Annotated in this window: 11 protein-coding genes; 9 read left to right on the top strand and 2 right to left on the bottom strand. The window is 54.7% G+C overall.

Features of this window, described 5'->3' with window-relative positions; translation table 11 throughout:
• The 7 genes from EN925_RS04330 to EN925_RS04300 form a co-directional block, all read left to right on the top strand.
• Nucleotides 1-194 (top strand): dTDP-4-dehydrorhamnose 3,5-epimerase family protein (locus tag EN925_RS04330; protein WP_164894132.1); only part of this gene is annotated, 194 nt, incomplete at its 5' end.
• A 22-nt stretch (nucleotides 195-216) separates the two neighbouring features.
• Entirely contained in the window at nucleotides 217-1,287 is a 1,071-nt protein-coding gene (rfbB, locus tag EN925_RS04325) for a dTDP-glucose 4,6-dehydratase (RefSeq protein ID WP_024503667.1), read from the top strand.
• Nucleotides 1,284-2,186: a dTDP-4-dehydrorhamnose reductase gene (rfbD, locus tag EN925_RS04320; RefSeq protein ID WP_127369848.1), complete on the top strand. Its 903-nt coding sequence runs from the start codon at nucleotides 1,284-1,286 to the stop codon at nucleotides 2,184-2,186. Before rfbB ends, rfbD begins: the two co-directional genes overlap by 4 nt.
• A complete protein-coding gene (locus EN925_RS04315) occupies nucleotides 2,183-6,481 on the top strand; it encodes a glycosyltransferase (protein WP_127388306.1) in 4,299 nt (1,432 codons plus the stop codon). Before rfbD ends, EN925_RS04315 begins: the two co-directional genes overlap by 4 nt.
• Nucleotides 6,482-6,584: 103 nt before the next feature.
• Complete coding sequence (locus tag EN925_RS04310; protein WP_127368220.1) at nucleotides 6,585-7,499, top strand: NAD-dependent epimerase/dehydratase family protein; 915 nt, start codon at nucleotides 6,585-6,587, stop codon at nucleotides 7,497-7,499.
• On the top strand, nucleotides 7,496-8,284 hold the full coding sequence (locus EN925_RS04305; RefSeq protein ID WP_127368219.1) for an ABC transporter permease: 789 nt from the start codon (nucleotides 7,496-7,498) through the stop codon (nucleotides 8,282-8,284). The genes EN925_RS04310 and EN925_RS04305 overlap by 4 nt, the downstream gene beginning before the upstream one ends.
• Nucleotides 8,274-9,728 (top strand): ABC transporter ATP-binding protein, encoded by a 1,455-nt coding sequence (locus EN925_RS04300; protein WP_127368218.1) that lies wholly within the window; start codon nucleotides 8,274-8,276, stop codon nucleotides 9,726-9,728. Before EN925_RS04305 ends, EN925_RS04300 begins: the two co-directional genes overlap by 11 nt.
• On the opposite strand, the gene EN925_RS04295 is transcribed toward EN925_RS04300, so the two are convergent.
• Both EN925_RS04295 and EN925_RS04290 read right to left on the bottom strand, forming a co-directional pair.
• A complete protein-coding gene (locus tag EN925_RS04295) occupies nucleotides 9,723-11,144 on the bottom strand; it encodes a polysaccharide pyruvyl transferase family protein (protein WP_164894131.1) in 1,422 nt (473 codons plus the stop codon). The genes EN925_RS04300 and EN925_RS04295 overlap by 6 nt on opposite strands.
• 232 nt (nucleotides 11,145-11,376) lie before the next feature.
• Nucleotides 11,377-12,261 (bottom strand): SAM-dependent methyltransferase, encoded by an 885-nt coding sequence (locus tag EN925_RS04290; protein ID WP_127368216.1) that lies wholly within the window; start codon nucleotides 12,259-12,261, stop codon nucleotides 11,377-11,379.
• 248 nt (nucleotides 12,262-12,509) lie between these two features.
• Here EN925_RS04290 and EN925_RS04285 point away from each other — a divergent pair, with 248 nt between their 5' ends.
• Nucleotides 12,510-14,495, top strand: a complete 1,986-nt coding sequence (locus EN925_RS04285; RefSeq protein WP_164894130.1) for a nucleoside-diphosphate sugar epimerase/dehydratase — start codon at nucleotides 12,510-12,512, stop codon at nucleotides 14,493-14,495.
• 93 nt (nucleotides 14,496-14,588) lie between these two features.
• A partial coding sequence (locus EN925_RS04280; protein WP_128336362.1) for a glycosyltransferase occupies nucleotides 14,589-15,082 on the top strand: 494 nt, incomplete at its 3' end.

Below are 15,082 nucleotides of genomic sequence, written 5' to 3'. Positions count from 1 at the left end.
GCTTCGTGACGCTCGTGCCCGACACCGAGGTCCTGTACAAGGTGACCGACACCTATTCGCAGGCGCATGACCGGTCGATCCGTTTCGACGATCCCGCCATCGGCATCGAATGGCCGTCATTGACCGGCGGGTTCCAGCTCTCGGACAAGGACCTGAAGGCGCCGCTGCTGGCTGCCGCCGAGGTGTTCGCCTGATGGGTTATTTGAGGACAGCGGCATGAATTTTCTGGTGACGGGCGGTGCTGGCTTTATCGGTTCGGCGGTGTGCCGGCATCTATGCGCCAACCCGGCCTATCGGGTGACCAATCTCGACAAGCTGACCTATGCGGGAAACCTCGCCTCGCTGCGGCCGATCGAGAACGCACACAATTATCGCTTCGCGCAGGCCGATATCTGCGACGAAAGGGCCGTGCTCGATATCCTCCGGCGCGACGATATCGACATCGTCATGAACCTTGCCGCCGAGAGCCATGTCGACCGCTCGATCGATGGGCCGGGCACTTTTATCGAGACCAACATCGTCGGCACCTACAAGATGCTCAATGCCGCGCTGGAGTACTGGCGCGGCCTGCCCGAGGACAGGAAGAGCCATTTCCGCTTCCATCATGTCTCGACCGATGAGGTGTTCGGCGATCTTCCCTTCGATGGCGGCATGTTCGTCGAGGAAACGCCCTACGCGCCATCCTCGCCCTATTCCGCCTCGAAAGCGGCCTCGGACCATCTGGTGCGGGCTTGGCACGAAACCTATGGCCTGCCGGTCGTGCTTTCCAATTGCTCGAACAACTACGGACCCTATCACTTTCCCGAAAAGCTGATCCCGCTGGTCATCCTCAATGCGCTCGACGAAAAGCCGCTGCCGGTCTATGGCGCCGGCGCCAATGTGCGCGACTGGCTGTTCGTCGAGGATCACGCACGCGCGCTGGAACTTGTCGCGACCAGGGGACTGCCCGGCGAAAGCTACAATGTCGGCGGCAATTCCGAGCGGACGAACCTGGGCGTCGTCGAGACGATCTGCGATCTCCTCGACAGCAGGCGGCCGCGGGCAGGGGGCAAGAGCTATCGCGACCTGATTTCCTTCGTCACCGACCGCCCCGGTCATGATCGCCGCTATGCCATTGACGCCTCGAAGATAGGCCGGGACCTGGGCTGGACGCCCAATGAGAATTTCGACAGCGGCCTTGCCAAGACCGTCGACTGGTTTCTCGACAACAAATGGTGGTGGGGACCGATCCGCGAGCAGCGCTATGCCGGTGAACGGCTGGGCGAAGCACGCAAGGGGGCGGCGTGAGGCTGGTTGTCACCGGACGCGACGGGCAAGTCGCGGCAAGCCTCCTGGAGGCCGCCCAGGCGGCCGCCGGCGTTGAGGTCATCGCCATTGGCCGTCCGCAACTCGACCTTGCAAGACCCGACACGGTGATCGAAGCCATCGCGGCCGCGAAGCCGGATATCGTCGTGTCGGCTGCCGCCTACACGGCGGTGGATCAGGCCGAGGACGAGCCCGATCTGGCATTCGCGGTGAACGCCGTCGGCGCCGGCAAGGTGGCGCAAGCGGCGGCGCTGCTTGGCGTTCCCATCATCCATCTTTCGACCGACTATGTCTTCGACGGCACCGCCCCTGGCGCCTATGTCGAGACCGACGCCACTGCACCGCGCAGCGTCTATGGCGCCTCCAAGCTTGCCGGCGAACAGGCGGTTGCATCGGCCAATCCGCGCCATCTGATCCTGCGCACGGCATGGGTCTACAGCCCGTTCGGCAAGAATTTCGTGAAAACCATGCTGCGGCTGGCCGCCGACCGCGACGAGATTTCGGTTGTGGCCGATCAGTGGGGAAATCCAACATCGGCACTTGATATCGCCGACGCAATCCTGCATGCGGCGGCACGGCTGCACGAGGGCGCCGCCACATCCGGCATCTATCATCTGGCCGGAACCGGCGAGGCCAACTGGAGCGGCTTTGCCCGCCATATCCTCGACACAAGCCGCGTGTTGGGTGGTCCCTGGGCGCGGGTACGGGACATTGCTACGATGGACTACCCAACCAAGGCGCGCCGCCCCGCCAATTCCCGGCTATCGAGCGCGAAATTCGCCGACGTGTTCGGCTGGAATGCACCGGACTGGCGTCAATCGACGGAGGCAGTGGTGCGCCGGCTTCTCGACGGTGAGACGAAGCAGGCATTGACGGCATGAACAAGCACCCTGCAGCGGAAAACACGCGCGATGCCGCTCCTGTCGACGAGCCGAAGGCACGCAAGGCAAAGCCGAAAGCAGCCAGGCGCACCTGCATCATGGTGCTCGGCATGCATCGCTCTGGCACCAGCGCGCTGACGAGGGCGATTAGCCTGCTTGGCGCGGAGCTACCGAAGAATCTGCTAGGCGCCAATCCAACGAATCCAACGGGCCACTGGGAGCCCTCGAAGCTGATCGCCTTACACGACCAGATGCTTGCAGAGGCTGGCAGCAGGTGGGACGACTGGCGGCGCTTTGATCTTAGCGACTTGTCGAGGGCGCGATCTCAATTCTACAAGGCCGAAATCGCTCATCTGATCGATAAAGAATACGGTGGCGCTTCGCTATTCGTCTTGAAGGAACCGCGTATCTCGCGGTTCGTACAGCTCTACGCGGATATTTTTGAATCTATGAAAATCGACTTGCGATACGTTCTTGCAAGCCGTAATCCGCTTGCGGTCATCGCCTCGCTCAGCAAAAGGGATCGGTCAACCCCCGGCTTCGGTGCTCTGCTTTGGCTCCGCCATGAACTGGACGCTGAACACTCGACGCGCGGCGCGCCACGTGCATTTGTCTCTTATGAAGGGATGATGCAGGGCTGGCGACCAAGGCTGGACAAGATCGCGGCAGCGCTTTCGGTGGCTTGGCCACGGTCCATGGCGGCGGCTGCAGTTGACATCGATGCTCATATCTCAACGGATTATCGGCACCACGCAGCGACAGACGGTGCGCTCTTCGCCGACGAACGAATCGCCAGCTGGGTAAAAGACACCTACTCGGCACTCAAGGCTCTGGAGAGCGACGCGAATGACGCTAAAGCCATGGCTGATCTTGACCGCGTCAAAGCGGAGTTCGATGCGGTCGCGCCAATATTTGGCGAAGCATTTTTCCCTGAACTTCGAGCTCGACAGCAAATCTCGTCTGAAGCGCAATTGAGTTTGCAGCGCGCCGTCGAAGAGCAAGCGAACAGGGCTACTCAGCTGGCAGCTGAGCTTCAGCAGAAAGATACAGAAATAGCTGCGTATCGCCGTAGCCTGGCGGACGAACGCGCCGCAGCGGAGAAGACTTTAGAAGGCAGTCTCGAAGAGAGAAGGCTAGTTCATTCTCAGCTATCGACTGCGGTCGAGCACAATACGAGACTGACGGAAATGCTGGAGAAGACAAGGTTGGAGCTGAAGGAGGAAAAAAGACGGTTCCTAGCGGAAAGATCGCAGGAAATGTCGAAAATATATGCCGAGACGGACAGCACTCCAGATAGTTCTGAGGTGGCGGCGGAATCGATGCGAATGATGTGGATTGACCAATTGGTTTCCACCAAGCTGGTTCAGCGTCTTAGGCAGTCCCGTGTCCAGCGCGGTAGCTGGCTAAATGTTGCAAAAGCCATCTACAGCCGGGTGGCTTTGAAGGGGGTGAGGCAGGTAACGCTTGACGGTGTCGCTCTTCTTCGTGTTCCGGATCAGCGCATTGCAGGAAACTTGTCCAGGGAGAGGGAAGATGTGGCATCGCGCTTTTCGCTGGCCACGTTTTCTATCTCCAGCTTTGACGGTCCCACCATATCCATTTTGATGCCGGTTTACAGGCCGCCGATCCGCTTTCTGGAGCGGGCGATCTTGTCGGTGATAGCGCAGGAATACCAAAATTGGGAACTCGTTATTGTCGACGACTGCTCGCAGGATGAGGAAATAAAAAGCCTTTTAGATAGATACGCATCTGCCGACAAGAGAGTAAAGATCGATAGATTGTTGGAGAATGGTGGAATATCAAAGGCAACCAATCAAGCGCTAAGCCGGTCATCTGGAGAGTACATCGCTCTTTTGGATCACGATGACATCCTTACGAAGGACGCACTTCTGAGAATTGCAGAAGTCGTAGTAGGAAATCCTCTCGTTGACTTTATATATTCGGATGAATGTAAGGTTGACGCGAACGATCAACCGGTAGAGATATTCTGTAAGCCGGATTGGAGCCCTCATCTCCTGTTCAACTGCATGTATACCGCTCATCTAACTGCCTACCGGAAGAGCTTAGTTCAGCAAGTTGGGGGGTTCCGAAGCGAATACGATTTCTCTCAAGACTACGATCTCGCGTTGCGGGCGGCCGAGCGTTTCACCAAGGTCGTGCACATAGAGCGTGTCCTGTACGGTTGGCGGATGATTGAGGGCTCTGCGGCCGTGGGCGGGAAAGACCATGCTCGAACCTCAAATATTATGGCGCTGGAAGATGCAATCCGTCGCCGGCGATATGGGGGGGAAGCCTTGGCCTTACCCTATGCGAATAGGGTCCATCGAGGTTCGGATCTGGTTTCTGGGAATTTCGTGTCGATTGTAGTCCCGTCCGATAATATTGAGAATATTAGAGCTTCGATCAATTCAATATTGAACGGGACGGACCACCACTCGTTCGAGGTGATCGTGGTAACCAACGGAGAGATAATAAAAAGCCTTGGCTCAATTTCGGAGAAGGTTAAGTTTTCGACGTATGACAAGCCGTTTAATTTCTCTGACAAATGTAATCAGGGTGCCCACGAAGCGATGGGCAAGTACGTGGTTTTTTTCAATGATGACGTGCGGGTAATTTCGAAAGACTGGCTTACGTGCCTCCTCGAAGTTGCGACCTTGGAGAATGTCGGTATTGTTGGTCCGAAGTTGCTTTATGAAAACAATTTGATTCAGCATGCGGGAATGGTCACTGGTGTTCGAGGGTTGGTGGGAACGGCATTTCATTGTCTTCCCGATATGACATCGGATCACTACAATTTTGCGCAGTCCGTTCGCGATGTATCGCTCATTTGCGGCGCATGCTTGATGGTAAGCCGTGATGTATTTGCCGAAATTGGGGGATTTGACGCGGAGAATTTTCCGGTCTCTCACTCTGACGTCGACTTATGCTTGAAGGTACGAGAAAGAGGGTATGACTGCGTATATTCTCCCTACTCCCGCCTATATCACATTGGTCATGCGTCAATAGGTGAAGTTGAAAAGAAAAGGAAGAATTCAAAGCTATTTAAGCGCGATAAGGCTGATATAAATCTTCTGAAGAGGTGGCCGACCGCAATTTCTCGGGATCCATTTTATCCAAAGAAGATGCGAGACTTGCTTTATCACGACTCTCAGGAGGAATATCAGGTGCATCCGCCTGCTGGAATTGTGGACTCTTGGAGCCACAATTACGAAGCCGGGAAGGATATATTGATCGTTTCCCATGATATGACGGAAAGCGGTGCACCACGCGTGGTTCTCGACATGGCGAGGGCGCTTTCATCTGCTGGCAATTTTGTTGTTGTGATGGCGCCGGCAGATGGCCCGATGCGAAAATATATCAATGAACTGGGCGTTACCGTCATTGTCGACGAGCTTCTGTTTGAACGGCATGACACCGTTCTCAAATTTGGCAGAAATTTCGATACGGTAATTGTTAACACTGTACTCGGATGGCCGATAATATCTCAGCTTGCGGAACTGGTTCCAACATTCTGGTATATTCACGAAAGCGAATTTGCGAAGGATCTTTTTTCATCGAACCTCGATGCTAGGTACGCGCTTGAGAAAGCGGCTGGTGTCTGGGTTGGTAGTAAGATTGCTGGCGGCGCGGTGGAGCCATTCTTCCGGGGCTATTCCATTGTTCCGTATGGCACGTCAACGATTGGCCCGGTTTCAGAGCCATTTCAGTCAAGCCTAGGTGATGACAAAAACATCGTCGTCTCGGTGCTGGGCTCATACGAGCCACGCAAAGGCCAGGATCTGGCGATCCTGGCGCTGGACGAACTGGAAAAGAGCGTTCGGCGTATGTGCGAATTGCGATTGGCCGGGCGAATTCTAAATGTGGCGTATCACGGTCAGATCAAGCAAATGGCAGACATCAGAGTTGGGGTTTCCATGGAGGGAGCCCTCAGCCACGCTGACTACGAAAGAGCATTGCATGAAACGGATATACTTCTTGTCTCGTCACGCGACGACACCCTCCCCCTCGTTTCCATCGATGCCCTAAGGTCGGGCAAGATTCTGGTTTGCTCCACCGCTGTGGGAACCGCTGACTTCATCGAGGATGGTGTATCCGGCTATGTGGCGAAAGATGCCAGCCCGATTAGCCTTGCGGCCGCTTTAAGAAAAGCGATCAGTGACAGAGACAAATGGCGCGAGATCGGGGATGCCGCCAAGGCAGTTTTCGAGGCTAGTTTCTCGTCCGAAGCCTTCGCGGCAGAAATATTGCGCCATTTGGAATCGACGCGGGACGGTGATCGGAACCGTGCGGCATGAGGCGAGGTGAAATCTTGTCCCATCGGAGGTTGTGTAAGGAAATTGGCAGCCTCGAGCCGCACGGACGAGGTGGACTTCTTCGCCCTCGAAAAAGGGGACACGAATGATCGGCATTTTCGGAGCGTCCGGATTTATCGGGCGGAACCTGATTGACCATTTCAATCAGAGAGAAATCCCCTTTCGTGCGTTTGTTCGGCGGCAAGGTCTTCAACTCGCCAATATGGCGATTATTGATTTCGATGATCCTGCAACCTATCGCCACCACTTCGAAGGGTTAAGCGCTGCAGTGCTGCTCGTTAGTGCATCTGTGCCAGCCACGTTTGCTAATGACCTCGTGTCTGAGGTGGACCGAAATGTTATCCCGCATGTCAAATTTCTGCAGAGTATGCGCGGAAGTTCGATCCAGCACGTAGTTTATCTTTCGTCTGGCGGGACGATCTATGGGGTCCCCCAGCAGCCAAAAATCAGTGAAGAGCATCCAACCCTGCCTATAAGCACCTATGGATGCGGCAAGTTGATGGTCGAGAACGCCATTAGGACGTTGTCTGTAGCAGAGGGGTGGAGTTACTCGATTCTTCGTGCTTCGAACCCAATTGGAAAATACCAGTCGCCCGAAAAGGGTCAAGGTGTGGTAGCCGCCGCCGTTCGGGCCGCCTTTCTAGGTGCTCCGATTGATATATGGGGCAACGGGCAGGCATTGCGCGACTATATCGACGTGCGAGATCTTTGTGCCGCCATTGATGCCGTTCTAAAGCCGAAAGGACAGAAAAGAGCAATTTACAACGTTGGTTCTGGGAGGTCGCTTAGCGTAAATGAGGTAATAGATCTTTGTGCATATGCTTGTGGTCGCCATATTCGCCGCAATTACGTCCCTGAAAAGTCATTTCTCGTCAAGGATGTTGAATTAAACTGCGATGCAATAACGCGAGATACTGGATGGAAAGCAGATTTTGATATTTCCGGTGCAATACAAGATTTTGTGTGGGATTACAGGAAGAAGATTCAAGCCGCATCATGAATTTTACTCAACTTAGTGTTTCGCTCATTCGCCGGGAGGTGGTCGGTCGCTATCGTGGCTCTGCCTTGGGATTGCTGTGGTCGCTGCTCAACCCGCTATTCATGCTGGCTGTCTACACGTTTGTGTTCGGCGTGGTGATGAAGTCGCGCTGGACGATGCCAGACCAGCAGAGCGCAACACATTCCACCGGCGAGTTTGCGGTTGTCCTATTCTGCGGGCTGATTGTCTTTCAATTTTTCGCCGAGGTGATTTCGCTGTCGCCCAGCCTAATCGTAGGCAATGCCAATTATGTGAAGAAGATCGTGTTTCCGATCCAGATACTGCCGGTGGTTGCATCTGGTGCAGCATTGTTCCATGCGGCCGTCAGCTTGTTGGTGCTGCTGGCTTTCGCCTACATCGTCTTCGGCGGTATCCCAGCAACGGTGATCTTGGCGCCCGTGGTTTTCGCACCGCTGATTGTCCTAGTGCTCGGCATGGCTTGGATATTGGCATCGATCGGCGTCTATTTCCGTGACATGAGCCAGATAGTAACACCGCTGGTGACCGCCACTATGTTCCTCTCGCCGGTCTTCTTTCAGAGAACGTCGCTGCCAACCTGGCTACAACCTTGGCTTTCGCTCAATCCGCTCGCGATTCCCGTTGAGAGCTTCCGCGACGTGGTTCTTTTCGGTGTGCAGCCAAATTGGGCCGCCCTTGGCAATTACTCCATGGTGGCGATTGCAACTGCATTTTTCGGCTATCAATTCTTCCAGAAAACCCGAAGAGGATTTGCAGATGTCCTCTGACAGGTCAGGCAACCGCGCTTCCGACATAGCAATTCGCGTGCGCGATGTGTCCAAGCACTATGTCATGTTCGAGCGACCTGAAGACCGCTTCAAGCAAATGATAGTCCCGCGGTTGGAGCGGCTGATCGGTCGCCCGCCGCGCCGCTATTTTCGCGATTTCGCCGCGCTCTCCGGAATTTCGCTTGAAGTTGGCCGCGGCGAAACCGTCGGTATTATCGGCCGCAACGGCTCCGGCAAGTCGACCCTGCTACAGATCATTTGCGGCACACTGCAGCCGACGAGCGGCTCGGTCGAAGTCAACGGCCGTATTGCCGCGCTGTTGGAACTTGGCGCAGGATTCAATCCCGAATTCACCGGACGCGAGAACGTCTTCCTCAACGCCTCAATTCTCGGCGTGCCGCGCAGGGAGATGGAGTGGCGGTTCGACGACATCGCCCGCTTCGCCGATATCGGACCGTTCATTGATCAACCCGTGAAAACCTATTCGTCCGGTATGTATGTGCGTCTGGCATTCGCCACGGCCATCAATGTCGACCCGGACATCTTGGTGGTGGATGAAGCTCTGTCTGTGGGGGATGAGGCCTTCCAGCGAAAATGCTTCGCCCGCATTGAGGACATTAAGGATAAGGGTGGCACTATCCTGTTTGTGAGCCATGCCGCTCAGACAATTGTGCAGCTGTGTTCGAAAGCAATGCTAATCGATACCGGAGAACTGATTTCTCAAGGCAGACCCAAAGCCGTAGTCAATCAATATCAGCGGCTAGTAAATGCTTCTGGGGATACGGCAGCACAAATGCGAGCGAGCATTGTACGCTTGGCTGCCGTCCGACCGCACAGCGCGGCAGGTGTAAATGTTGAAAGGGAGAGTGCCGAAGACATAGCGAAGACCGTCTATGAAGTTGATTACTCCGCGCTTCCGTTGGCGTCATCGTCCTTGCACGGCCAAGAAGAGTTTTCGGATTATTTCGACAAGAGTTTACAGACGCAATCTGCAACGGCAACGGAAGAACACGGTGCACGTATTCACGAACTTCGCCTAACAACAATGGTTGGCAGTCAGGTGAATGTTCTTCAGTTAGGCAAGCGGTACGCGTTCAAGTTTAAAGTGAACTTTTCAGTCGATGCGGCCAATGTAGCTTTCGGCATGGCTTTGAAAACCGTTTCTGGCTTGATATTAGCTGGGGCAAACAATGTCGACAAAGATATTTTCAGGATAAAGAAAGTAAAATCTGGGGATACCGTTATGGTCTCCTTTGAGTTTAATTGTTTGATGCTCCCGGGTACTTATTTTATTGGAAGTTCAGTTTTTGGAAAAACTACATCTGGTAGCAGTCCGCTGCACAGAGTCATCGATGCTGTTGCATTTCGTGTAGCGCCGGAAGTGGACCTTCTTTCATCTGGGCATTTTGATTTAGGGACCTCTATAAAGACAGAAATTCTATAGTATTTCCTTTTTCATAGTTAAGGTGCCGTCGGGCGATCGCAGCACCCGTATATAGTCGAAAAATCTCAACGGCTCATCTCTCATTGCATCGATCGGCTTCTGTGAGTTCCAATGTGAAATGGCCGGGGACGATGTCATGCGATATGCCTCGCCCTCACTCTCGTCTTCGTACCAATCCAGATGCCTGGCATCATAGGGATAGTAAATTCGCAATCCCTTCTGCAGTCGATGGAAACGCTCTCCAGCGCGATAGAGAGCAAAGGTTGTGTCGATTGGCGCTCGTTGGTAAGCGATCTTAATTTCGTCGCGCGTGAACCAAGAAGGCTCTTTGTGCCAGAACTGATCAATGTGGCGATTCATCGCATGATTGTAAAGGGAATAGGTGGAAGGGATATCATGTATCCTTAGCATTGGCCCCACGCAGGCGATGTCTCTGAAATTATCCAACAAGAGGTCAAAAACAGACAATATATCCGGAGCCGCGCCGCTGAGATCGACGTCGCCATCCGTTACCACATACCTGCCAGGCTCGGCCCAATTGGAAAAGTACATCTCAATCGTGGTATTGATGTTGTCCAGCTCTTCAGGTGAGTTGATCGCTGTCGATCTAATGATTGTTACGCCAGATCTCTCTAAATTATCAAGTATCGACAATGTGCGATGATCGAAACTTCCGTTGTCGTGAATAACGATGTCAACATCTGTGCTGAGTCGGTTGTAGGAATCTACCACTTTAAGTAATTGATCGCCTCGGTTAAACGAGATTATGAAAATTGGTACTGGTCTAGACCGACATTTGTCAAAAGTATATATTTTCCGATCGGAAAATATATCTATATCATCTACTCTTTTAACCAGTGCTGCAGACAGGGCGTCGGTATCAATTTCCATTTCATGGATTTGGCAGAGGTCGGCAAGATCCGATCTTGACCACGTGCGATTGATGGAAACTGCATCTGCCTGAGGTCTTTTTGCTAATGAAAACCAATCACGAAATTTGAAGCCCTCACCCGCTACCTGGTTGGAGAACTCAACCCAAGCATTAGGAATCCCGAGTGATTCGGAGAAGATCAAGCCATGGAGCGAAGAACTGATCGCGTACTGGCACTGCGCAAGCGCCGAAATGAATGCTTTTGGCTCTTGGTGTACATCTAGAACTCTCACGCCATCCAATGCAGACAGGCTCTGTACGTACGGGTTTGTTTGATCCACGTAGTGAGGAATGACGGCCAGATCAAATCGATCTCCCAACTGTGGTTTGTCCACCAATATGTTAGACAGGAAACCTGGGTCTCCGAGCGGAATGTCGGATAATCTGCTCCGCAGGGCCCGTGATAATTCGGTATAGGAAAGTTTCCCACGCAAAGCCAAAACCCGAGATGGTGCTGGATTTCCTATCCCCAATCTAGGGTTCATGATTCCACTACCCCAAACGTATGAATGTTCGGTGGCGCTTGCAAGAATACTTCCGGCACCCAACAAGTGCTTGGAGCTTAAATTAGAAGTCCATTTTGTTTCTTTTCCCGATACGGCGCGGACTATTTCGGGGGAAAATTTATCCCCAACGTTGTTTATTCTAAGGAAGTAATTTAGAGGTATCATGCGTGAAGGTTATCTCTTTCTCGTGAAATTGATCGATATTTGACTATTAATTTTTTTTAATGACAAATAGAGATTCATTTTGGATCGACGATTCGAAGTGTTTGGTAAATCCAAATAGCTTCTGCAGGCGGCTAAGATGATCTGAAAATGCTTCCTTTGTCCATGCATGAACGTGGATGTCTATCCGGTGTTTTAGCCCATGTTCTGCCGCAGCTACTAACTGGTCCTCCGAAAATTTTGGCTGCGATAAAGGGTGAACGAAGCGACAGTGTTCTATGTAAGAGTCAAGAAGAGTTGGACCTCCGCCTGTTTGGAGGTCGCCCATTAGATGCTCAAACGTAGTCAGCGGGCGGTTGCGGTCAGTAGTGAATCTCATGTCTGGTACGGCGAAAACATAAACCCCGCCGGATTTGAGACGTGCCAGACCCTCCCTAATTGAGCCGAATGGATTTGCCAGGTGCTCGATAACATGGGCTGAGATGATAAAGTCGAGGCTTTCGAGCTTTGTCCCAGCAAAAGTCTCCGCATCGATAAATCCGCCTTGGGTGATGTTTGGGTCGGCAAAGTGAGTCTTCAAGGTCTCGTTGTCGCGGATATCGCCGTAGATCACAGTGGCCATAGACGGAACTGGAAACGGCCTGTTGCCTGCCCCGACCTCAATGCCGACTCCTTCAATAAAGGCATTTGAAACCACAGCTCTTGCGCCGATGACCTCATGAAGTCCGGCTTTATCTTCGGCCTGTCGACGATCGCGATGCAAAGCCGCCGCTACCCGAGCAAGCTCGTCATGCGAGCGTTTTGACCAAAACTCTATCGTCTCATCTTCATTTGTTTTGATCACGCTTTTTTGGCTCCTGCCTGCAAGTTCTCTAACCAAGTCCATTGGCCGCTGAAGGAACGGGAATTTCTGGGCAATCTCGGCTCTGCGCATCCGACTCCCTTACATCAATCTTTTTGGCGACCCAAGAAGTTCCGATGGACCCATCCGTAGGAATGGCCAAATCCACAGTAGGGTCTAGTTCGCACAAAAAACCTCTAGCTATGCCCTCCGCCCCGCAGTATGCGATACACCACGGCGGGGGCCGGGGATGGCACTTAGGGTAGATTGGTCGCGAAGTATCTTCGTGTTCGCACTCCGCTGGTGTCGATGCCCTTGAGCCTGGAGTCTAGTGCCGTCCAATGAATTCCCACCTTGAAGCTGTGTTCGGGCTCAGGCCACAGATGCGGCGCGCCTTCATCATGGTCCAGGACGTGGTCATGGTCTTGGTCGCCGTGGCACTCAGCCTTGTTCTTTCGCGGTCGAATCTTTCGTTCGAAGCGTTCTCCAACGAGGGTCTGGCGACATGGGCGGGCATCGTCGTCATCAGCCATCTGCTGTTCCGCTACAGTGGCCTCTACACCACCGTGTGGCGCTTCGCCTCGACGCCGGACTTTTTCAACATCCTGAAGAGCTGCGCGATTTTGACGTTCACTCTTTACATGGCGTCGCTGCTGCTGCGTTTTTACCGGCCGGTGGCGGGGCTCAACGAGCGTCAGTTCATCGTCTTCTTCCTCGTCTCCTTCACCATCATATCGGCACCCCGGCTGTTCTACCGCTTCCTGCGTGACGGCGCGAGCTGGGGGATTCTGAGCCGCAAGACCGACCAGCAGGCCAAGCGCGCTCTGTTTGTCGGCCGGCTCGGCGAGGCCGACCTGATCATTCGCTTCACCCGCACGGCGCAACCGGCGGACTATTCCATCGCAGGCATCATGGCCACCGAGCGCGGCGCACCGTTGGGCACGCGGATTCAAGGTGTTCCCGTAGTGGCGACAATGCCGCGCCTGATCGATGTCCTGGAAGACTATGCGACCGGCACCAAGAGCCTGGACTTGCTGATTTTCGGTAGCGGCGCCGAGCACGAAATCGAGGACTATTCGGAACTTGTGCGCATTGCCCGGCACGGCGACATAAATGTGGTGCAGTTCTCAGGCCTTTCGGAGTTGGAACAGCACGGAAAGCTGGTTCTCGACACCGTCGAGATGGAAACGATCCTGCGCCGGCCGACGGTCGCGTCCGATATCCAGCGTATCGGCGCCTTTGTCGGCGGCAAACGCGTTCTGGTGACCGGCGGCGCCGGTTCGATCGGCCAGACGCTGGTCAGGCGGTCGCTGGAACTCGGAGCCGAGGCGGTGCTGGTCGCCGACAACTCCGAGTTCGGCATTTTCCAGCTGAGCCAGTATGTTGACGAGAAGGACCACGACCGCCTCAAGGTCCGCATCGTCGATGTCGCGGACCGGCGCCAGATAACGCGTGTCGTCACGGAATTCCGGCCGGACATCATCTTTCATGCCGCGGCCCTCAAGCATGTTCCGCTGCTCGAGGAAAACTGGGATTCGGCCATCCAGACCAATATCTTCGGAACGCTCGTTTGTGCCGAGGTCGCCGCCAAGTGCGGGGTTGCGCAATTTGTCCTGATATCGAGCGACAAGGCGGTGGATCCCTCGTCAGTGCTCGGCATGACGAAGCGGGCCGCCGAACAGATCATCAGCGCCTTGCATGGCACGCCGGCAGGCGAGACAAGCGGGCGTCGCCCGGCCACCAAGTTCATTGCAGTGCGGTTCGGCAACGTCTTCGGCAGCAATGGATCGGTGGCGACCATATTCCAGGCGCAGATCGAGGCCGGAGGGCCCGTCACCATCACCGACCGGCGCATGACGCGCTATTTCATGACCGTGGCCGAAGCCGTCGATCTCGTCATCATGTCGGCGGCCGACGCCGCGTCGCGGCAGAGCGGAGACGATTATGCCGTCTATATGCTCGACATGGGCAAGCCGGTGCCGATCCTTGAAGTGGCCGAAACGATGATCCGCTTGTCCGGAAAGAGCCCATACAAGGACGTCGCGATCCGGTTCACCAGCATAAGGCAGGGTGAAGAGCTCCACGAAACGCTGCATGGCGAAGACGAGGAACTCGTCGAACTCGGCATCTCGAAGATTTTCGGCCTCAGCACGGACGTCGTGGAATGGTCGGATGTCCAGGTCGCGCTCACGGCGCTGCAGCAGTCGGCGAAAAACCAGGACAAGGCTGCCGCGCTCGCCGCATTGGCAGGTCTCGACCGCGCCAAGAAGGCCAGGGCAAGTGCACGTCAAGACCCGATTCCGAAGACCGCCGGGCAGGCGACCTAGAACAATTCCGGGAAAAGCGCACGGCGCTTACCTTTGGGAATTGCGCCAAATCAAAGAGATAGATCCAATCAGAATCAGAAAGCGATCTTGCTCGTGAGCAAAGATGTTCTGCGCATCGCGGTCCTGATGGGCACGAAAGACGGCGCCGCCTTCATCGAGGAGCAGCTGCAGTCCCTGCTCGAGCAGTCGCACCCTCTGGTCGACCTGTGGATATCCGACGATGGCTCCGCCGATGGCACGACCGCCATCATCGAGGCATGGAAATCCCGCTGGCGGCCCAAGGGTCGAATGACGCTCGTCGAGGGGCCGCGGCAAGGCTTCGCCGCCAATTTCCGCTCCATGATCGTCGATCGACGCATCGAGGCGGACTGCTATGCCTTCTGCGACCAGGACGATATCTGGGAGCCCGACAGGCTGGAGAGCGCTATCGACTGGATGCGGACCCAGGATGCGAAAATCCCGCTGATGTTTTGTTCGCGAACCGCGACCATGACGGAAACGGGAAGCCTTGTCGGCCATTCGCCTTTGTTTGCCCGGCCGCCAACCTTTCGCAACGCGCTTGTGCAAAGCATCGCCGGCGGCAACAC

This window comes from Mesorhizobium sp. M7A.F.Ca.US.006.04.2.1, from assembly GCF_004022915.1.
GTDB lineage: Bacteria > Pseudomonadota > Alphaproteobacteria > Rhizobiales > Rhizobiaceae > Mesorhizobium > Mesorhizobium ciceri.
The sequence above is the reverse complement of the archived record's forward strand: the minus strand, read 5'-3'. Positions and strand labels throughout refer to the sequence as shown.